General features: G+C 69.7%; 15 protein-coding genes. 8 read left to right on the top strand and 7 right to left on the bottom strand.

Annotated elements, in window-relative coordinates:
* The 5 genes from ACTWJ5_RS29330 to ACTWJ5_RS29310 all read left to right on the top strand — a co-directional run bounded on the left by ACTWJ5_RS29330 (window position 1) and on the right by ACTWJ5_RS29310 (window position 6,777).
* The gene (locus tag ACTWJ5_RS29330) at window positions 1-897 is read left to right on the top strand and encodes a GNAT family N-acetyltransferase (RefSeq protein ID WP_074983481.1); all 897 of its coding nucleotides are present in this window, start codon (window positions 1-3) and stop codon (window positions 895-897) included.
* 122 nt (window positions 898-1,019) lie between these two features.
* Window positions 1,020-2,435: a PIG-L deacetylase family protein gene (locus ACTWJ5_RS29325; RefSeq protein WP_444437053.1), complete on the top strand. Its 1,416-nt coding sequence runs from the start codon at window positions 1,020-1,022 to the stop codon at window positions 2,433-2,435.
* A gap of 75 nt (window positions 2,436-2,510) precedes the next feature.
* Window positions 2,511-3,935, top strand: coding sequence for a bifunctional D-glycero-beta-D-manno-heptose-7-phosphate kinase/D-glycero-beta-D-manno-heptose 1-phosphate adenylyltransferase HldE (gene hldE / locus ACTWJ5_RS29320; RefSeq protein WP_074983432.1), 1,425 nt, complete (start codon window positions 2,511-2,513; stop codon window positions 3,933-3,935).
* Between the two features lie 338 nt (window positions 3,936-4,273).
* Window positions 4,274-5,557, top strand: coding sequence for an acyl-CoA dehydrogenase family protein (locus tag ACTWJ5_RS29315; RefSeq protein WP_444437052.1), 1,284 nt, complete (start codon window positions 4,274-4,276; stop codon window positions 5,555-5,557).
* A gap of 11 nt (window positions 5,558-5,568) precedes the next feature.
* Entirely contained in the window at window positions 5,569-6,777 is a 1,209-nt protein-coding gene (locus ACTWJ5_RS29310; protein ID WP_444437051.1) for an acyl-CoA dehydrogenase family protein, read from the top strand.
* 332 nt (window positions 6,778-7,109) lie between these two features.
* Here the strand turns inward: ACTWJ5_RS29310 and ACTWJ5_RS29305 are convergent, their stop codons facing one another.
* The 4 genes from ACTWJ5_RS29305 to ACTWJ5_RS29290 form a co-directional block, all read right to left on the bottom strand.
* Window positions 7,110-8,021, bottom strand: coding sequence for a metal ABC transporter ATPase (locus ACTWJ5_RS29305; protein ID WP_444437049.1), 912 nt, complete (start codon window positions 8,019-8,021; stop codon window positions 7,110-7,112).
* 307 nt (window positions 8,022-8,328) lie between these two features.
* A complete protein-coding gene (locus tag ACTWJ5_RS29300) occupies window positions 8,329-9,132 on the bottom strand; it encodes an aldo/keto reductase (RefSeq protein ID WP_444437048.1) in 804 nt (267 codons plus the stop codon).
* Entirely contained in the window at window positions 9,129-10,304 is a 1,176-nt protein-coding gene (locus ACTWJ5_RS29295; protein WP_444437047.1) for an NAD(P)/FAD-dependent oxidoreductase, read from the bottom strand. The genes ACTWJ5_RS29300 and ACTWJ5_RS29295 overlap by 4 nt, the downstream gene beginning before the upstream one ends.
* A 56-nt stretch (window positions 10,305-10,360) precedes the next feature.
* A complete protein-coding gene (locus ACTWJ5_RS29290) occupies window positions 10,361-10,693 on the bottom strand; it encodes a DMT family transporter (protein ID WP_058488179.1) in 333 nt (110 codons plus the stop codon).
* A 112-nt stretch (window positions 10,694-10,805) separates the two neighbouring features.
* On the opposite strand from ACTWJ5_RS29290, the gene ACTWJ5_RS29285 reads away from it, so the two are divergent.
* Together ACTWJ5_RS29285 and waaA are read left to right on the top strand one after the other, a co-directional pair.
* Window positions 10,806-11,684 (top strand): LysR family transcriptional regulator, encoded by an 879-nt coding sequence (locus tag ACTWJ5_RS29285; RefSeq protein ID WP_064584696.1) that lies wholly within the window; start codon window positions 10,806-10,808, stop codon window positions 11,682-11,684.
* Between the two features lie 131 nt (window positions 11,685-11,815).
* Window positions 11,816-13,084 (top strand): lipid IV(A) 3-deoxy-D-manno-octulosonic acid transferase, encoded by a 1,269-nt coding sequence (gene waaA, locus ACTWJ5_RS29280; RefSeq protein WP_444437046.1) that lies wholly within the window; start codon window positions 11,816-11,818, stop codon window positions 13,082-13,084.
* 131 nt (window positions 13,085-13,215) lie between these two features.
* On the opposite strand, the gene ACTWJ5_RS29275 is transcribed toward waaA, so the two are convergent.
* The 3 genes from ACTWJ5_RS29275 to ACTWJ5_RS29265 form a co-directional block, all read right to left on the bottom strand.
* Window positions 13,216-13,809, bottom strand: coding sequence for a helix-turn-helix domain-containing protein (locus tag ACTWJ5_RS29275; protein ID WP_009613541.1), 594 nt, complete (start codon window positions 13,807-13,809; stop codon window positions 13,216-13,218).
* 240 nt (window positions 13,810-14,049) lie between these two features.
* Window positions 14,050-15,933, bottom strand: coding sequence for an oxidoreductase (locus tag ACTWJ5_RS29270; RefSeq protein WP_444439677.1), 1,884 nt, complete (start codon window positions 15,931-15,933; stop codon window positions 14,050-14,052).
* 103 nt (window positions 15,934-16,036) lie between these two features.
* Complete coding sequence (locus tag ACTWJ5_RS29265) at window positions 16,037-16,387, bottom strand: cupin domain-containing protein (protein WP_249918578.1); 351 nt, start codon at window positions 16,385-16,387, stop codon at window positions 16,037-16,039.
* A 340-nt stretch (window positions 16,388-16,727) separates the two neighbouring features.
* Here ACTWJ5_RS29265 and ACTWJ5_RS29260 point away from each other — a divergent pair, with 340 nt between their 5' ends.
* Window positions 16,728-17,771 (top strand): ABC transporter substrate-binding protein, encoded by a 1,044-nt coding sequence (locus tag ACTWJ5_RS29260; RefSeq protein WP_061562971.1) that lies wholly within the window; start codon window positions 16,728-16,730, stop codon window positions 17,769-17,771.
* The last annotated feature ends 159 nt before the right edge of the window (window positions 17,772-17,930 follow it).

The following is a 17,930-nucleotide window of genomic DNA, read 5'->3' as shown; positions in this document are numbered from 1 at the left end:
CTGCTCGATCGCCTGCGCTGCTTCCGCGAGCGCGGCTGGACGACCATCGACGCCGCGGCCTACGCCGAGGCCTGGCAACGCTTCGGCGGCAGCGTGGCCACCCACCCGCAGGTGGTGGAGCGCCTGGCCGGCCTGGCCGGCATCCCGGTGCGCTACCTGGGCTGGGTCGCCGACGGCCAGCTGCGCGCCGCCATCCCCACCTGGGGCCGGCATCTGGCGCTGTCCAAGGACGTGCTCAAGCGCGAAGGCAAGAAGGCGCTGTTCGACCTGGGCAATGCCGAGGTCATCCTGCCGGTTGCCGAGGACGCGCGGATCGCCCTGCGCCACCGGGTGCGCTACCTGTCCGAGTTGAACCAGCAGCAGGTGACCGACGCCCGCCGGCAAGATGAAGAGCTGGCGCTGAACCGCGCGCCGGCGGACTTCTCGAAGAAATTCCGCTACAACCAGCGCCGCGAACTGCGCCTGCTGGAAGAGGCGGGCGGCGTGCTGCAGCCGATGGACGAGCTGAGCCCGGCCGAACAGGCGCGCATCTACGCCGAACTGTTCCAGCGCCGCTGGGGCTTCGAGGTGCCGGGCAAGGCGCGCCTGGCCGAGGTGCTGGAGTTGATGCGCGAATTCATGCGCGGCTCGCTGGTGCGCCTGGACGGCGAGCCGGTGGCGATCCAGATTCTCTACCGCGTCGAGTCGCCGAAGTGGATCAGCGTCGAGTACATCAACGGCGGCGTGGCCCCGGAGAACCGCGAGTTCAGCCCCGGCAGCGTGCTCACCCACGTCAACACCCAGCAGGCCTGGGCCGAGGCCGAGGCGCTGGGCAAGCCGCTACGCTATTCCTTCGGCCGCGCCGACCGCGAATACAAGGACCGCTGGTGCCACCGGGTGCCGGTGTTCCAGGTGTAAATGCTCGAAATGCTCTTCGTAGGAGCGAGCTTGCTCGCGAACAGATTCCGCAGCGGACTCATTCGCGAGCAAGCTCGCTCCTACATCTACAAGGCAATACGTCCCCTCCCCGGAGAACGCCCATGAGCGCCCGCAAGCAGCAACTGCTCAAGGCCCACCGCCGCAAGAAGCGCCTGGTGCTGCTCGTCGCGCTGCTGGCGCTGGTCGCCCTCGGCGTATTCGCCCCCTGGTGGAGCGTACCCCTGGCCGTGCTGCTGGGCTGGCTGGCCCACGAGGCCTGGTTCGCCGACCACCTGTTCTACTCGCCGCGCGACGACTACCGCTACGACTTCCCGGAAGGCCAGCTGAGCCTGCCGGCCTCCCTCGGCCCGCACGGCCTGCACGTTGCCACCGATGCGCTGCCCGCGGACCACGAGACGCTGCTGCTGCAGATCCGCGTCAAGGCCAACTGGCTGGGGCGCTGGCTCGACCCGCAGGTGCTGATCGAAGGCAGCGAGGGTGTCGACCGCCAGGACTTCGAGCGCGGCGTGAACGGCGTGCGCTACCTCAACCTGTCCGGCCAGGGTGCGGCCCTACGCAGTGGGCACCTGCGCATCCGCGGCCGCCACTGCCGCCTCGACAGCCAGGGCACCCTGCACGCCTTCCACAACCCGGACTACGCCGAACGCCGGCTGATGGTCATCGCGCCCCACGCCGACGACGCCGAACTGGCCGCCTTCGGCCTGTACAGCCGCGCCGCCGAGGTCAGCATCGTCACCCTCACCCAGGGCGAGATCGAGGCCGAGCACTACCAGCGCCTGGGCCTGGACAAGGCCGCCGCGGCGCGCCTGAAGGGCCGCCTGCGCACCTGGGACAGCCTGGCCGTGCCGCTGTGGGGCGGGGTGCCGGCCAGCCGCTGCGTGCAACTGGGCTACTACTGCCTGCAACTGCCGGCGATGTGCGGCGAACCGGACAAGGGCTTCGGCTCGCGGGAGTCCGGCGAGAGCGACATCCGCGACCTGCGCCGGCATAACCCGCTGCAGCTGCCGGCCGACGCCGACGGCGTGCCCAGCTGGAACAACCTTGTGGCTGACCTCGCGGCGCTACTGGAGCACTTCCGCCCCGAGGTGCTGGTCACCCCGCACCCGCAGCTGGACCCCCACGCCGACCACGTGCACGCCACGCGCGCGCTGTGCGAGGCGATCGAGCGCAGCGCCTGGAAGCCGCAGACCCTGCTGTTCTACGCCAACCACCTGCACGACAACGACCGCTGGCCCATGGGCCCGGCCGAAGGCGGCGTGGCCCTGCCGCCGTGCATCGAGCCGCTGCCGGCCGACGCCCTGTGGAGCCCGACGCTGGACGCCGCCATGCGCCTCGACAAGGCCCAGGCCCTGGCCATGCAGCACGACCTGACAGTCCCTTTGCCGGCCAAGAAACGCCTGCGCCGGCTGATCCAGCGGGCCCTGGCCGGGCGCCGCTGGCCGGCCTTCGGCGAGGACGAATTCTTCCGCAAGGCGGTGCGTCGCCACGAGCTGTTCTGGGTGCGTCCGCTGCGCTGAACGACCGGCGTCCGGCGCGAGGCCGGGCGAGCGGCTATGGTATTATCCGCGGCGATTTCGACCTGCGGAGTTCCCATGAAACTGACCATGCCCCGTTTCGATCAGGCCCCTGTGCTGGTGGTCGGCGACGTGATGCTCGACCGCTACTGGCACGGCGCGACCTCGCGCATCTCGCCCGAGGCTCCGGTGCCGGTGGTGCGGGTCGAGCAGCATGAGGACCGCCCCGGCGGCGCGGCCAACGTCGCGCTGAACCTGGCCGCCCTGGGCGCCCCGGCCTTCCTGGTCGGCGTCACCGGCGAGGACGAGGCCGCCGCCAGCCTGGCCGACAGCCTCGGCGCGGTGGGCGTGACCACCCGCTTCCAGCGCATCGCCGGGCAGCCGACCATCGTCAAGCTGCGCGTCATGAGCCGGCATCAACAGTTGTTGCGGGTGGACTTCGAGGAACCCTTCAGGACCGACGCCGAGGCCCTGGCCCGCGAGACCGAGGCGCTGCTGGACCAGGTCCGCGTGCTGGTGCTGTCGGACTACGGCAAGGGCGCGCTGAAGAACCACCAGGCGCTGATCCAGGCCGCGCGCAAGCGCAACATCCCGGTGCTGGCCGACCCCAAGGGCAAGGACTTCTCCATCTACCGCGGCGCCAGCCTGATCACCCCGAACCTCTCCGAATTCGAAGCCATCGTCGGCCGCTGCCAGGATGAGAACGAACTGGTGGCCAAGGGCCTGAAGCTGCTCGGCGACCTGGACCTGGGCGCCCTGCTGGTGACCCGCGGCGAGCACGGCATGACCCTGCTGCGCCCCGGCCACCCGGCGCTGCACCTGCCGGCCCGCGCCCGCGAGGTGTTCGACGTCACCGGCGCCGGCGACACCGTGATCTCCACCCTGGCCGGCGCCCTGGCCGCCGGCGAGGACCTGCCGCAGGCCGTGGCCCTGGCCAACCTGGCCGCCGGCATCGTGGTCGGTAAGCTCGGCACCGCGGCCATCAGCGCCCCCGAACTGCGCCGCGCGGTGCAGCGCGAGCAGGGCTCCGAGCGCGGCGTGCTGGGCCTGGAGCAACTGCTGCTGGCCATCGAGGACGCCCGCGCCCACGGCGAGAAGATCGTCTTCACCAACGGCTGCTTCGACATCCTCCACGCCGGCCATGTCAGTTACCTGGAACAGGCCCGCGCCCAGGGCGACCGGCTGATCGTGGCGGTCAACGACGACGCCTCGGTCTGTCGTCTGAAAGGCCCGGGCCGGCCGATCAACAGCGTCGACCGACGCATGGCGGTGCTCGCCGGCCTCGGCGCGGTGGATTGGGTGGTGAGCTTCAGCGAAGACACCCCCGAACGCCTGCTCGCCCAGGTGCGCCCGGACGTGCTGGTCAAGGGCGGCGACTACTCCGTCGACCAGGTGGTCGGCGCCGACATAGTCGCCGGCTACGGCGGCGAAGTGCGCGTGCTCGGCCTGGTGCCGAACAGCTCCACCACCGCCATCGTCGAAAAGATCCGCCAGAAGCGCTGACGCCGATATCCCATGGACGTAGGGCGTATAACCGTTCGCGGTTATACGCCGCCTGACCTCGGCTGACCCCTGCTCGCTGCCAAACTCGAAGCGCCCCTCACCAGCCGCGCCAGGCTCAGGCGCTCCGGCCGACCTCCATATTGGACCCCAGAGTGCTCCGGGCTCGACCTCGGAGCCGCCGATGTGCCTGGGTGTAACGGCGTACAACCGCGAACGGTTGTACGCCCTACGTTCCCAGTGACCGCCGTGCCAGCGCGTCCCGGCAAAGCGGTCATGGTCCCCCCGCCGCTTCCCGGCGCATGATCCCGGCATCCCATCCCCGCGTGGAGCGAGATGCCATGACCACCGACGTGCAGGGCCGCGCCCTGGCCGTGCTCAACCGGGTGGCCCAGGCCGATTGGCCGGACCGCCTGAAACTGCGCAAACCCTTCGAGAAACTGCTCTACACCGGCAGCCGCACCGGCTTCCGCATGGCCAGCCAGCGCGCTGCCAAGCAGCTCAAGACGCCGCGCAAGGTCGACCCGGACGGGCTCTTCGACCTGTCGCTGTCCGACGAACAGCAGATGCTGGTGGAAATGCTCGAAGGCTTCGCCGCCGAGGTGCTGCGCCCGGCCGCCCACGATGCCGACGCCAACGCCGGGGTGCCCGCCGAACTGCTCAACCAGGCCCAGGAACTGGGCCTGTCCTACTACGGGGTGAACGAAGTGCACGGCGGCATGGCCGGCGAGCGCACCGTGCTGACCAACGCCCTGATCGCCGAAGCCCTGGCCCGCGGTGACCTGAGCCTGGCCGCCGCGCTGCTGGTGCCGCTGTCGGCGGCCAACTGCATCCGCCGCTGGGCCAGCCCGCAGCAACAGGCGCAGTGGCTGCCGGCGTTCGTCGGCGAGGACGGCCCGCCGCTGATCGGCATCGCCGTCGGCGAGCCACAGCTGCTGGCCGACGCCGCGCAACTGAAGACCCAGGCGCGCAAGCGCGGCCGCCATTACCTGCTGTCCGGCGAGAAGTGCCTGGTGGTACGCGGCCTCGACGCCAGCCAGTTGCTGGTCGCCGCACAGACTGCCGACGGCCCGGCGCTGTTCCTGGTCGATGCCGCCGCCAGGGGCGTGGAACGCCGCCCCGAACCGGCCATGGGCCTGAAGGCCGCCGGCACCGCGCGCATCCGCCTGAAGAGTGTGAAGGTGGCCGCCGAACGGCGCCTGGCCGCGGAGAAATTCGACTACCAGGTCTTCCTCGACCTCAGCGGCCTGGCCTGGTGCGCCCTGGCCCTGGGCACCGCGCAGGCGGCGCTGGACTACGTGAGCGGCTACTGCAACGAGCGCGAGGCCTTCGGCGAGCCCATCAGCCACCGCCAGGGCGTGGCCTTCATGGTCGCCGACATCGCCATCGAGCTGGACGCCATGCGCCTGATGACCTGGCGCGCCTGCGCCCTGGCCGAGCGCGGCCAGCCGTTCCATCGCGAGGCCTACCTCGCACGCCTGCTCTGTGCCGAGAAGGCCATGAAGATCGGCACCGACGCCGTGCAACTGCTCGGCGGCCACGGCTTCACCAAGGAACACCCAGCCGAGCGCTGGTACCGCGACCTGCGCGCCGTGGCCGTGATGGCCGGCGGCCTGCACCTCTGAGGAGCGCCTGCATGTACCTGGAAACCCCGAAGAAATTCCGTGGCCTGGTCAACCAGGCGCACCAGGTGGCGGAAAACTACCTGCGGCCGATCTCACGCAAATACGACAAGGCCGAGCACGCCTACCCCAAGGAACTGGACCTGCTGGCCGCGCTGCTGGACGGCATGAACGCCGGCTCGCCGGACGCCGTGGGCGCCACCTCGGCCAGCAAGCGCAAGGGCGCGGCGGCGGAGGAGGGCGTGAAGAACGGCGGCAACCTTTCCGCTTGCCTGGGCGTGATGGAAATGTGCTGGGGCGATGTCGGCCTGTTGCTGGCCATGCCGCGCCAGGGCCTGGGCAACGCCGCCATCGCCGCGGTGGCCAATGACGAACAGCTCAAGCGCTTCGGCGACACCTGGGCGGCCATGGCCATCACCGAACCGGGCTGCGGCTCGGACTCGGCGGCGATCCGCGCCACGGCGAGCAAGGACGGCGACCACTACGTGCTCAACGGCGAGAAGATCTTCGTCACCTCCGGCGCCCGCGCCGACGCGGTGGTGGTCTGGGCCACCCTGGACCGTGGCCTGGGCCGCGCGGCGATCAAGTCCTTCGTGGTGGAGAAGGGCACCCCCGGCATGACCGTCACCCGCCTGGAGAAGAAACTCGGGATCAAGGCCTCGGATACCGCCTCCATCAGCTTCAGCGATTGCCGGGTGCCGGCGGCGAACCTGCTGGGCAATGCCGAGATCGACGTGCAGAAGGGCTTCGCCGGCGTAATGGAGACCTTCGACAACACCCGCCCGTTGGTGGCCGCCATGGCCGTGGGCGTGGCCAAGGCCTCGCTGGACCGCGCCCGCGAATTGCTGAAGAAGGCCGGGTGCCGTTTCGACTACGCCAAGCCGCTGCTCTCCGTCAGCCATGCCGAGGCGACCCTGTATCGCCTGGAGGCCGAATGGGAAGCGGCGCGCCTGCTGACGCTGAAGGCCGCATGGATGGCCGACAACCGCCAGCCCAACTCCAAGGAGGCCTCTATCGCCAAGGCCAAGGCCGGGCGCGTGGCCAACGAGGTCACCCTGAAATGCGTGGAACTGGCCGGCGCCCTGGGCTACAGCGAGGACGAACTGTTGGAGAAATGGGCGCGGGACTCGAAGATTCTCGACATCTTCGAAGGCACCCAGCAGATCCAACTGCTGATCGTGGCGCGCAGGCTGCTGGGCAAGAGCTCCAGCCAGTTGAAGTGACCGGAGCGCAGGGCCTGCTCCTACGGTTCCAGGGCAGCACGAGCGCCTTGCCGGCAGCGCCGAAATGCTCTTCGTAGGAGCGAGCTTGCTCGCGAACAAACCCCGCTGCGGAATTCGTTCGCGAGCAAGCTCGCTCCTACGAAAAACCGTGCCCGCCTGCAACGTAGGCGCAACTGCCTATTGGGTTCCCGCGTTCGCGGGAATGACGTTGGAAAACACGAATCTTAATCCCGTCATTCCCGCGAACGCGGGACGCGGCTCCATCGCGAACAGCGCTTGCGCTGGCCCGGAGGGGAATAGCCCAGAAAACAACAGAGCGAACCTTGTCTGCGTCAGGCCGTGCGCCGGCCCTTGCCGGAATTGCCGTTGGCCGGCGGCAGGCTGTCGAGCCAGTCGCGGAAGCGGATGCGTTCGTCGCGCACCAGCCAGCCGTCCTGCTCGGCGAAGCTTTCCGAGAGCCAGATGCCGCGGGTCGCGGCCTTCACCAGCTCGCCCTTGCGCAGGGTGAAGAGCGCGTCGGTGGGCTGGCCGTGTTCCAGCGGCAGCAGGTACAGGTCCGGGCGGCGGCGGTCCAGGCGGGCCACCAGGGGGCCGCTTTCCAGGCGCTCGTCGACGTGGAACAGGCTGACGTCGCGCACGTCCTTGGGCAGCTCCATGCGCAGGTCGTAGACCAGCTGCAGCGAGGCGGTGGGCAGGTGCACGTAGGCCTGCGGGCGCTCGAGTAGACGCAGGGCGCCGGCCTGCACCGGGCGCGCGGCGCCGGACAGCGGCGTCAGCGAGAAGTGGCTGGCCTCGCGGTAGCGCAGGGTGCCCTGGTAGGGCGTCGGCAGCCAGGTGTCGCCGAAGCGCCCGCCGAGCCAGCCGTCGGCGGTTTCCACCAGGCATTCCTCGGCGACTTCCTGGATGGCGGTGAGCAGCGGCAGGTTCAGTTCGTGGGACGGCACGTAGCCGGAAATCAGCTTGAGCACGGTGTCGCCGCGGTCGACGCGCTGCTGGCGCACCAGCACCCAGTAGTCGCGGCCCTGCCAGTTGAGCGTCAGGCGCACCGACACGCCCAGGTTGGCCAGCTCGGCGGTGAAGCGCTGGGTATCGGCCACCTCGACCGGGCGGCGGCGCCCCAGGACCTGGGAGAAATTCAGCGGCAGGCCAAGGCCCTGGTAGACCAGGTTGTCGGGGTTGGCCTCGACCAGCAACGGTAGGGTCTTGAAGGCGGTCGGGTCCTTGCGGGCGAGCGTACGGGGCATGGGCGGTCCTCGTCGTACAGGGCGCATCGGGCCGCCTTCAGGGTGGGCGGCCTGGCCGATCGTTCCGGGTTGCCAGTGGCTACGGCGTTGACGGCGAACTTCGAAAACCCTCGATTATTTCGAGGTTAGCCCTGAAAGGCGCTCTGTTTTCGGATGTTTTTCCTGTCAGCGAGCTTTTGGCGGCAATTTTACGTGCCGCGGTTTTTCACCGCGGAGTCTGAGCATGGCACAGGAATGCGCCCTTTGTGTCAACCTTGGGTGACTGCCGATCAACGGTCGTGGCGCCGCCGGATTCGGCCGCCAGGGCTCAGCCGCCGAGGACTTCGGCTGCCAGCGTGACGTTGTGCCGCAGGTGCTGCGGGTTGATGGTGCCGACGATGGCCGCGCCCACCCCGGGGTGGCCGAACACCAGTTCGAAGCTGGCGCGCACGGGGTCCTGGCCCTCGCCCAGGCAGGCGTGGCCGCTGGCCAGAGCCTTCTTCACCAGGATGCCGCGGTGCTGCGCCAGGGCATGGTCGATCACCGCTTTCTCGGCCTGTTCGTTGAGGTTGTAGGTGACCATGGCGCAGTCGCCGCGCTGCAGCGCCAGCAGGCCGCCGTCGACGGTCTTGCCGGAGAAGCCGAAGCCGCGGATCAGGCCTTCCTGCTTGAGCCGTTCGAGGGTCTCGTAGACCTCAGTGTGCCGCAGGACGTGCAGGTCGTTGCCGTCGGAGTGCACCAGCACCAGGTCGACGTAGTCGGTCTCCAGGCGGCGCAGGCTGCGCTCCACCGACAGGCGGGTGTGGGCGGCGCTGAAGTCGAAGCGCGACTGGCCGTTTTCGAATTCCTCGCCGGTCTTGCTGACGATCACCCAGTCCTGGCGCTGGCCGCGCAGCAGCGGGCCGAGGCGTTCCTCGCTGCGGCCATAGGCCGGCGCGGTGTCGATCAGGTTGATGCCCAGCTCGCGGGCCAGCGCCAGCAGGTCGGCGGCCTCGCGGTCGTCGGGGATGCGGAAGCCGCTGGGGTACTTCACGCCCTGGTCGCGGCCCAGCTTGACGGTGCCCAGGCCCAGCGGCGAGACGTTCAGGCCGGTGCGGCCCAGCGGGCGATGCAGTGCGTGCAGGCCACTCATGGCAGCAGCTCCTCCCACACCGGGCGGGCCAGGGGCGGGCGCGGCAGCTCCGGCAACGCCTGCCCGGCGGCGGGGCGGATGCCGTCGCGGTCCAGGGCCTCGAAGACGCGGTCGGCGAAGTTCGGCGCCAGTGCCAGCTTGGTCGGCCAGCCCACCAGCAGGCGGCCCTGGTCGGCGAGGAAGGCGCTGTCCGGGCGCAGCAGGCCGGATTGCGCCGGCTCGGCGCGGTCCACCCGCAGGGTGGCCCAGCGTGCGGCGGAGAGGTCGACCCAGGGCAGCAGCTTGCGCAGCTCGCGCTGGGCCTCGGCGATCTGCTCGGCTTCGCTGCGGGCCACGCCCTCGGCTTCGGCGATGTCGCCGCCCAGGTACCACACCCACTGGCCGTCGGCGGCCGGGTGGGTGGTCACGGTGACCCGCGGCTTGGGCCCGCCGCCGACGCAGTGGGCGTACAGCGGCTTCAGCGTCGGCGCCTTGAGCAGCACCATGTGCAGCGGGCGGCGCTGCATGGCCGGTTGCTCCAGGCCGAGTTCGCGCAGCAGCGCCTCGTTGCCGGCGCCGGCGGCCAGCACCACGCGCTGGGCGCGGATGTCGCGGCCGTCGACGCGCAGGCCGACCAGCTCGTCGCCTTCGCGCAGCGGCTCGATGCGTTCCCCGGCCAGCAGGCCTTCACCGCCCAGCACCGCCAGGTGGGCGACCAGGCTGGGCACGTCAAGCACCAGTTCGGAGAGGCGGTAGGCCTTGCCCTTGAAGGCCTTGTCCTGCAGCGCCGGTGGCAGTTCGTCGCCCTTCACCTGGGCGACGCGGCTGCGCACCGCCTTGCTGGCGAAGAAGCTGGTGAGGTTGCCGGCCAGGCCGCCCGGCGACCACAGGTAGTGGGCGTCGGAGAGCACGCGCACGCCGCGCAGGTCCAGCTCGCCGTCGCCGGCCAGGCACTGGCGCCACAGCGAGGGCATGTCGGCGATGGCTTCCGAGGCGCCGGTCAGCGCGCCGTGCAGGGCGTACTTGGTGCCGCCGTGGATGATCCCCTGCGAGCGCATGCTCTGCACGCCGCCGAGCGCGGCGTTCTCCACCAGCACGGTGGAATAGCCGGCGCGGCGCAGGCGGGCATTCAGCCAGAGGCCGGCGATGCCGCCGCCGACGACGAGGATGTCGGTGCTCAGGGGTTGGGTCATGGAAGGGCGCGCCTCGCGTGAAACGAAGCGCGCAGTATAACCGAGGGGGCTGCGGCTCAGTGGCTGACGCTGCCGGAGAACAGCTGGATCACTACCACGCCGCTGACTATCAGGCCCATGCCCAGCAGCGCCGGGGCGTCGAGTTTCTGCTGGTAGAGCACCAGCGCGGCGACGCTGACCAGCACGATGCCCAGGCCGGCCCAGATGGCGTAGGCGATGCCCACCGGGATGCTGCGCACCACCAGGGTGAGCATCCAGAAGGAGATGGCGTAGCCGACGATCACCAGCAGCAGGGGCAGCGGCGTGGACAGGCCTTTCACCGACTTCAGCGAAGCGGTGGCGATGACTTCGGCGACGATGGCGATGGCGAGATAGAGATAGCCGGGCATATTCAGTCCTCCCCAGGAGCGGCCGGGCGGGCGGCCGATGTTGCGAATAGCGACATTCTAGTGTTCCTGGCGATGGGATAAAGTCATTACCTATCTGCAAAGGAGATAGGCTATGCAGTGGAACCTGGACCAGTTGCGACTCTTCGTCAGCGTTGCCGATCAATCTTCCTTCTCGGCGGCGGCGCGCCAGCTCCAGCGTGTGCAGTCGGCGGTCAGCTCGTCCATCGCGTTGCTGGAGAGCGACCTGGGCGTGAGCCTGTTCGACCGCAGCAGCGGCCGCCAGCCGGTGCTGACCCAGGAGGGCAGGGCGCTGCTCGACGAGGCGCGCGAGGTGCTGCGCCAGTGCCAGCGCCTGGAAAGCCGGGCGATGGCCCTGGTGCGCGGCGAGGAAGCGCGCCTGCGCCTGGCCCAGGACGAGGCCATGCCCTACCAGCCGGTGCTTTCCGGCCTGCAGGCGCTGGCCCGGGCCTTCCCCACCCTGGAAGTGCAACTAGCCAGCGGCGCCCAGGGCGACGTGGCGCGCAAGCTGCTGGAGCGCCGCGCCGACCTCGGCCTGCTGTTCCACCACGAGGGCATGCCGGACGAACTGGAGCGCCAGCACCTGGGCACCATCGAGATGGTCACCGTGTGCGGCGCCGGCCACGTCCTGGCCAGCCTGGACTACGCCGACCGCCGAGAACTGGCGCGGCACCGCCAGTTGCTGATGGCGCCGCAGGACAGCCACTACCCCGGCGGCGAGCAGATCAGCCCGCTGGTGTGGCGCGCCGACAGCTTCTACGCCATGGCCGAACTGCTGATGCGCGACCTCGGCTGGGCCTGGCTGCCGCGCCATGTGGCGCAGTACCCGGCCTACCAGCCGCTGCTGGTGGAGCTGGCCAGCGACTGGACGCCGCCGCCGCTGGTGGTGGAACTGGTCTGGCGCCGCGACGAGCCCCTGGGCCCGGCGGCGCAGTGGCTGGGCGAATGCTTCGCCGAACACCTGAAGGAATAGGACGCACGATTGTAGGAGCGAGCTTGCTCGCGAACGCACTCCGTCGTGGGGATGTTCGCGAGCAAGCTCGCTCCTACGAAGAGCGGCCCGCATGCGCGAACCCCCGGCGTTATTTGCTACTCTCCGCCGCCATGAACCGGACTCTCTATACCCTGCTGTTCCACCTGGGCCTGCCGCTGGTCGCGCTGCGCCTGTTCCTGCGTTCGCGCAAGGCGCCGGCCTATGCCCGGCGCATCGGCGAGCGCTTTGCCTTCGGCCTGCCGGCCATGCAGCCGGGCGGCATCTGGGTGCACGCCGTGTCGGTGGGCGAGAGCATCGCCGCGGCGCCGATGATCCGCGCCCTGCAGCAGCGTTATCCACAGCTGCCGATCACCGTCACCTGCATGACGCCGACCGGCTCCGAGCGCATCCGCGCGCTGTTCGGCGACAGCGTGCAGCACTGCTACCTGCCCTACGACCTGCCCTGGGCCGCGGCGCGCTTCCTCGACCGGGTGAAGCCGCGCCTGGCGGTGATCATGGAAACCGAGCTGTGGCCCAACCACATCCACCAGTGCGCCCGCCGCGGCATCCCGGTGGCGCTGGCCAATGCGCGCCTGTCCGAGCGCTCGGCCCGCGGCTACGCGCGCTTCGAAGGGCTGACGCGGCCGATGCTCGGCGAGATGAGCTGGCTGGCGGTGCAGACCGAGGCCGAGGCCGAGCGCTTCCGCCGCCTGGGCGCGCGCCCGGAGTGCGTGAGCGTGACCGGCTCGATCAAGTTCGACCTGAGCATCGACCCCGAACTGCTCGCCCGCGCCACGGCCCTGCGCCATGACTGGCAGGTCGAGGCCCGGCCGGTGTGGATCGCCGCCAGCACCCATGCCGGGGAAGACGAGATCGTTCTCGCCGCCCACCGCAAGCTGCTGGAAACGCACCCGGACGCCCTGCTGATCCTGGTGCCGCGCCACCCGGAACGCTTCGACGGCATGTTCGAACTGTGCCGTCGCGAGGGCTTCGCCACGCTGCGCCGTTCCGGCGGCGAGCCGGTGCAGGCCGCCACCCAGGTGCTGCTCGGCGACACCATGGGCGAACTGCTGTTCCTCTACGCCCTGGCCGACATCGCCTTCGTCGGCGGCAGCCTGGTGCCCAACGGCGGGCACAACCTGCTGGAGCCGGCGGCGCTGGGCAAGCCGGTGCTGTCCGGGCCAAAGCTGTTCAACTTCCTCGAGATCGCCGCGCAACTGCGCGAGGTCGGCGCCCTGCGCGAGGTGCTGGATGCGCCGACGTTGGCGGTGGCGGTGGGGCAGTTGTGGGACGAGCCGGCGGTGGCGCAGCGCATGGCCGAGGCTGGGTTGGGGGTGCTCAGGGCCAATCAGGGGGCGTTGCGGCGGCTGCTCGACGGTCTGGCGCGGTTGTTGGGGTAGGGCGGATAACGTTCGACGTTATCCGCCGTTTGACCGTGGCCCCAGGCGGCTCCAGGGCTGACCTTGGCGTGGACGGCCCGTACGGTCAGGCGGCGTATAACCGCGAACGGTTATACGCCCTACGCTGAGGATCAGAACGTCGGCGGCGTAATCACCCAGAGCACCACCGCATCCACGTCCCCGGGGTTGCCGTAGCGGTGCGGCTCCTGGCTGGAGTAGCTGAAGCTGTCGCCTTCGTTGAGCAGGAAATACCGCTCGCCCACCCACAGCTCGAAGGTGCCGCTGAGCAGGTAGCCGGCTTCCTCGCCCTCGTGGCTGTAGCTCTGCTGGCTGTAGGTGCCGGGCGGGAAGCGCGAGTGGAGGATTTCCAGCTGGCGGGTGGGCTGCGGGCTGAGCAGTTCGTCGACGATGCCGTCCTCGTAGTGCACGCTGGTACGCGCATTGCGCCGCACCACGTAGCCGGCGTCGGCCGGGTCGGCCTGCACCTCGCTGGCGAAGAACCACTGGATGGTCACGCCCAGGCTGCGGGCGATGTTGAACAGCGCCGGGATCGACGGGTAGGCCAGGTTGCGTTCCAACTGGCTGATGTAGCCGGCGGTGAGCTTGCTCTGCTCGGCCAGCTCGGCCAGGGTCATGCCGCGCCGCTTGCGCAGGCCGCGAATGCGCGTGCCGAGGAACTGCGCTTCGGCGCTGGCGGGGGCTTGCTGCGGGGCTTTCGGGCTCATGCGGCGAGGGTCCTGGCGAGTCGGTCGTGGGGCATTCTAAACAATGCGCCGCGCCTGTGGGTCGCGTAGGGCGTACAACCGTTCGTGGTTGTACGCCGCTACACCTTGCTTGCCGCGGACTTCGTTGCTGGGCTCGGCGTGGGGCGGGGCAGCTTCGGGTTCGGCTCCGAGCGCGCGGTGGCCAAGGTCAGGCGGCGGATAACCGCGAACGGTTATCCGCCCTACGCCCACCCCATCGACTCAGATTGCCCAGGCGGCCTTGAGGCCTTCGTAGATCGCCTCTTCGGCCGTGCGTGGGGCCAGGCAGTCGCCGATGCGGCGGAATTCCACCCGGCCTTCCAGTTCGGCGGCCAGGTCGTCCACCGGCTGGTGGCCCTGGCACAGTACCAGGGTGTCGATGCCTTCGAAGATCATCGGTTCGCCGCTGGCGCTGTGCTGCAGGTAGACGCTGCTGTCGTCGCAGCCGTACAGCCGCGCGTAGGGGGTGATCTCGATGCCCAGGCGGTGCAGTTCGCCGGCCAGGTGGTCGCGCACGTAGAGCGGCAGGTTCTCGCCGGCGTGGGTGCCGTTCACCGCCAGGCGCACCTGGTGGCCGGCGCGCACCAGCTGCTCGGCGATGCCGGGGGCGATCCAGTCGCAGCGCCAGTCGGTGACCAGCACCGAGCGGCCGACCTGCACCTCGCCGCGCAGCACCTGCCAGGCGTCCACCACCTGCAGTTCGCCGCCGCGCTCGAAGGGCGGCCAGTAGGGCCTGGCGCCGGTGGCGACTATCACCAGGTCGGGCTTCTCGGCTTCCACCAGGGCGCGGTCGACGCGGGTGTTGCGCCGCACTTCCACGCCGGCCAGCTGCATTTCGCGCTGCAGGTTGGTGGAGGCGCCGCCGAATTCGGCGCGGCGCGGCAGCAGTTGTGCCAGGTTGACCTGGCCGCCGAGCTGCGCGCCGGCTTCGCAGAGAATCACCTCATGGCCACGCTGGGCTGCCACCGCCGCGGCCTTCATGCCCGCCGGGCCGCCGCCGGCCACCAGCACGCGCTTGCGTTGGGTGGCCGGCTCGATGCGCCCGTACTGCAGCTCGCGGCCGGTTTCCGGGTGCTGGATGCAGGAGATCGGGTAGCCGCGGTGGAAGTGGCCGATGCACGCCTGGTTGCAGGCGATGCAGGCGCGCACGTCCTCGACGTGGCCGGTCTCGGTCTTGTTCGGCATCTGCGGGTCGCAGATCAGCGCGCGGGTCATGCCGCACACGTCGGCCTGGCCGCGGGCGATGATCAGTTCGGCCTCCTGCGGCTGGTTGATGCGCCCGGTGACGAACAGCGGGATGTCCAGGCGCGCCTTGAAGGTCGCCGCGTTGCTGGCCAGGTAGGCGGCCTCGATGGCCATGGGCGGGACGATGTGGATGGCGCCGCCGAGGGAGGCGGAGGTGCCGGCGACTATGTGCACGTAGTCCAGCTCGCCCTGCAGTGCGCGCACGGCCAGCAGCGACTCGTCCTCGGTCAGGCCCTCGGGGTCGCGCTCGTCGGCGGAGATGCGCAGGCCGACGATGAAGTCTTCGGCGGTGGCCGCGCGCACCGCGGCGATCACCTCGCGGGTGAAGCGCAGGCGCGCGTCGAGGTCGCCGTTGTAGCCGTCCGTGCGGCGGTTCACCCGCGGGTTGAGGAACTGCGCCGGCAGGTAGCCGTGACTGGCCACCACCTCCACGCCGTCCAGCCCGGCCTGGTGCAGGCGCCGCGCGGCAGCGGCGTAGCCGGCGACTATCTCGTCGATCATGCGCTGGTCCAGCTCGCGCGGCATGACGCGGAAGCGCTCATTCGGCGAGGCCGAGGCGGAGTAGGCCACCGCCAGCAGGCCGTCGCTGGACTCCATGATCTCGCGCCCGGGGTGGAAGATCTGCGACAGCACCAGGGTGCCCTCGGCATGGCAGGCCTCGGCGACGCGGCGATAGCCGGGGATGCACGCGTCGTCGGTGGCCATCAGCACGTGGGAGGTGTAGCGGGCGCTGTCGTGCACCCCCGCCACCTGCATCACGATCAGCCCCACGCCGCCCTTGGCGCGGGCCTGGTGGTAGGCCACCAGTTGGTCGTTGACCAGGTTGTCGGTGGGCATGGAGGTGTCGTGCCCGGTGGACATGATGCGGTTCTTCAGGCGCTTGCCACGGATTTGCAGCGGGCTGAACAGGTGCGGGAAGGCATGGCTCACGGACGTCGTCCTTTCTTGTTGTTCTGCGGGAGGCTCAGGCGTTGCGGGCCTGCCAGTCGACCGGGTAGAGGGCGTAGAACACACAGGCCTTTTCGCCCTCGTAGGCCAGCGGCGTGCGCTCCGGCACCCAGATCACGTCGCCCGGCGCGGCCTCGATGACGCGCTCGCCCAGGCGCAGGCGGAAGTGGCCTTCCAGCACCACGATCAACTCGTCGTAGAGCACCGTCCACTCGATGGAGCAGCCGTCGAAGCGGGCCAGGCCGGCGCCCATGGTCTGGCTGTCGGCCGGGCCGACCAGGCGGCAGATGGCGGCGTTCTCCGGCGCCTGGCCGGCGTAGGGCTGGAACTGCAGGGCGGACTTCTGGAAGTGGATGACGTCGGACACGGCGGGGCTCCTGGTGGGCGGATGGTCATCTAACGTATTTCCATGGAAATTTACCTTCAGTAAAAAATCAACTTGTTTTTTTAAAAGTGACTGGGTAGTTTCATTTCCACGCCCCGTCGCCGACGAGGCGTGCCCAGCGACGTACTCCACAACAACTACAAGAGGAGATGCGCATGAACCGTACCCCACGGTATCTACCCGCGCCGGCCGCTCCACGCCGCGGCGCCCCTTCGCCTCTGACTGCCAGTCGCCTCCATCCGCGAGTTGTTCCGGTACGCCCAACCCACCTCCGCCGTGCCACCGCGGTGGCCACGGTTCGCATCCACAGAGGGTCCGCTCGATGATTTCGCGCAAGAACGCTTTGCAACCCCTGCTGCTGCTCCTGGGACTCGGTCTCGGCAGCGCCCAGGCGCAGGATTCCATGGTCGTGGTCGGCTATGGCGGCGCCGGGCAGAAGGCCCAGGACGTGGCCTTCTTCCAGCCCTTCGCCAAGGCCAGCGGGGCGCGCCTGACCCAGGCCGAGTACAACGGCGAGATGGCGCGCATCAAGGTGATGACCGACACCGGCCACGCCGACTGGGACGTGGTGCAGATCGAGGGCCCGGACCTGGCGCGCAACTGCGACCTGGGCATGTTCGTGCCGCTGGACTGGAAGCAACTGGGCGGCGCCGACCAACTGGTGCCCAACGCCGCCAAGGAATGCGGCTCGGCCGCGCTGGTGTGGGGCGTGGCCATCGCCTACGACGCCGACAAGCTGAAGACCGCGCCCAGCGGCTGGCAGGACTTCTGGGACCTGAAGAAATTCCCCGGCAAGCGCGGCCTGCGCAAGCGCGCGGTGTACAACCTGGAGTTCGCCCTGATGGCCGACGGCGTCGCCCCGGCGGACGTCTACAAGGTGCTCTCCACCAAGGCCGGCGTCGACCGCGCCTTCGCCAAGCTCGACCAGATCAAGCCATCGATCCAGTGGTGGGAAGCCGGCGCCCAGCCGCCGCAGTGGCTCGCCGCCGGCGACGTGGTGATGACCACCAGCTACACCGGGCGCATCGCCGACGCTCACAAGAGCGGGCGCAACCTCGACCTGGTCTGGCCGGGCGCGCTGTACGGCATGGACTACTGGGCGATCATCAAGGGCTCGCAGCACGTCGACCTGGCCAAGCGCTTCATCGCCTTCGCCAACCAGGCCGACGCCCAGGTCGACTACGTGCACAACATCCCCTACGGCCCGACCAACAAGCAGGCCGCCGAACGCCTGCCGCAGGACCTGGCGCGCTGGGTGCCGACCGCGCCGGCGAACATCAAGGTGGGCCTGGCCATGGACGACGAGTTCTGGGCCGACCATGGCGAGGAGCTGGAAGAGCGCTTCAACGCCTGGGCGGCGCAATAGGTCAAGCTATAGGCTGCAAGCTGCAAGCTGCAAGCTGCAAGCTGCAAGCTGCAAGCAAGAGCGAAGAGCCGGTCCCCTGTAGGAGCGAGCTTGCTCGCGAACCAAACCCGGCACCGTGCCCGCCCGGTTCGCGAGCAAGCTCGCTCCTACGAAGAGCCC

It is taken from the genome of Pseudomonas sp. A6 (genome assembly GCF_052367875.1).
GTDB classification, from domain to species: Bacteria; Pseudomonadota; Gammaproteobacteria; order Pseudomonadales; family Pseudomonadaceae; genus Pseudomonas; species Pseudomonas citronellolis.
Note: the sequence above shows the minus strand (reverse complement) of the source record. Positions and strands in the feature narration are given on the sequence as shown.

Bases quoted from the DNA above. Each gene is read 5' to 3' on its own strand.
- ACTWJ5_RS29295 (WP_444437047.1), bottom strand. From the start codon at position 10,304: ATGACCCAACCCCTGAGCACCGACATCCTCGTCGTCGGCGGCGGCATC.
- ACTWJ5_RS29275 (WP_009613541.1), bottom strand. From the start codon at position 13,809: ATGAGCCCGAAAGCCCCGCAGCAAGCCCCCGCCAGCGCCGAAGCGCAG.
- ACTWJ5_RS29260 (WP_061562971.1), top strand. From the start codon at position 16,728: ATGATTTCGCGCAAGAACGCTTTGCAACCCCTGCTGCTGCTCCTGGGA.
- ACTWJ5_RS29285 (WP_064584696.1), top strand. From the start codon at position 10,806: ATGCAGTGGAACCTGGACCAGTTGCGACTCTTCGTCAGCGTTGCCGAT.
- ACTWJ5_RS29290 (WP_058488179.1), bottom strand. From the start codon at position 10,693: ATGCCCGGCTATCTCTATCTCGCCATCGCCATCGTCGCCGAAGTCATC.
- hldE (WP_074983432.1), top strand. From the start codon at position 2,511: ATGAAACTGACCATGCCCCGTTTCGATCAGGCCCCTGTGCTGGTGGTC.
- ACTWJ5_RS29300 (WP_444437048.1), bottom strand. From the start codon at position 9,132: ATGAGTGGCCTGCACGCACTGCATCGCCCGCTGGGCCGCACCGGCCTG.
- waaA (WP_444437046.1), top strand. From the start codon at position 11,816: ATGAACCGGACTCTCTATACCCTGCTGTTCCACCTGGGCCTGCCGCTG.
- ACTWJ5_RS29315 (WP_444437052.1), top strand. From the start codon at position 4,274: ATGACCACCGACGTGCAGGGCCGCGCCCTGGCCGTGCTCAACCGGGTG.
- ACTWJ5_RS29325 (WP_444437053.1), top strand. From the start codon at position 1,020: ATGAGCGCCCGCAAGCAGCAACTGCTCAAGGCCCACCGCCGCAAGAAG.
- ACTWJ5_RS29310 (WP_444437051.1), top strand. From the start codon at position 5,569: ATGTACCTGGAAACCCCGAAGAAATTCCGTGGCCTGGTCAACCAGGCG.
- ACTWJ5_RS29270 (WP_444439677.1), bottom strand. From the start codon at position 15,933: ATGTCCACCGGGCACGACACCTCCATGCCCACCGACAACCTGGTCAAC.
- ACTWJ5_RS29305 (WP_444437049.1), bottom strand. From the start codon at position 8,021: ATGCCCCGTACGCTCGCCCGCAAGGACCCGACCGCCTTCAAGACCCTA.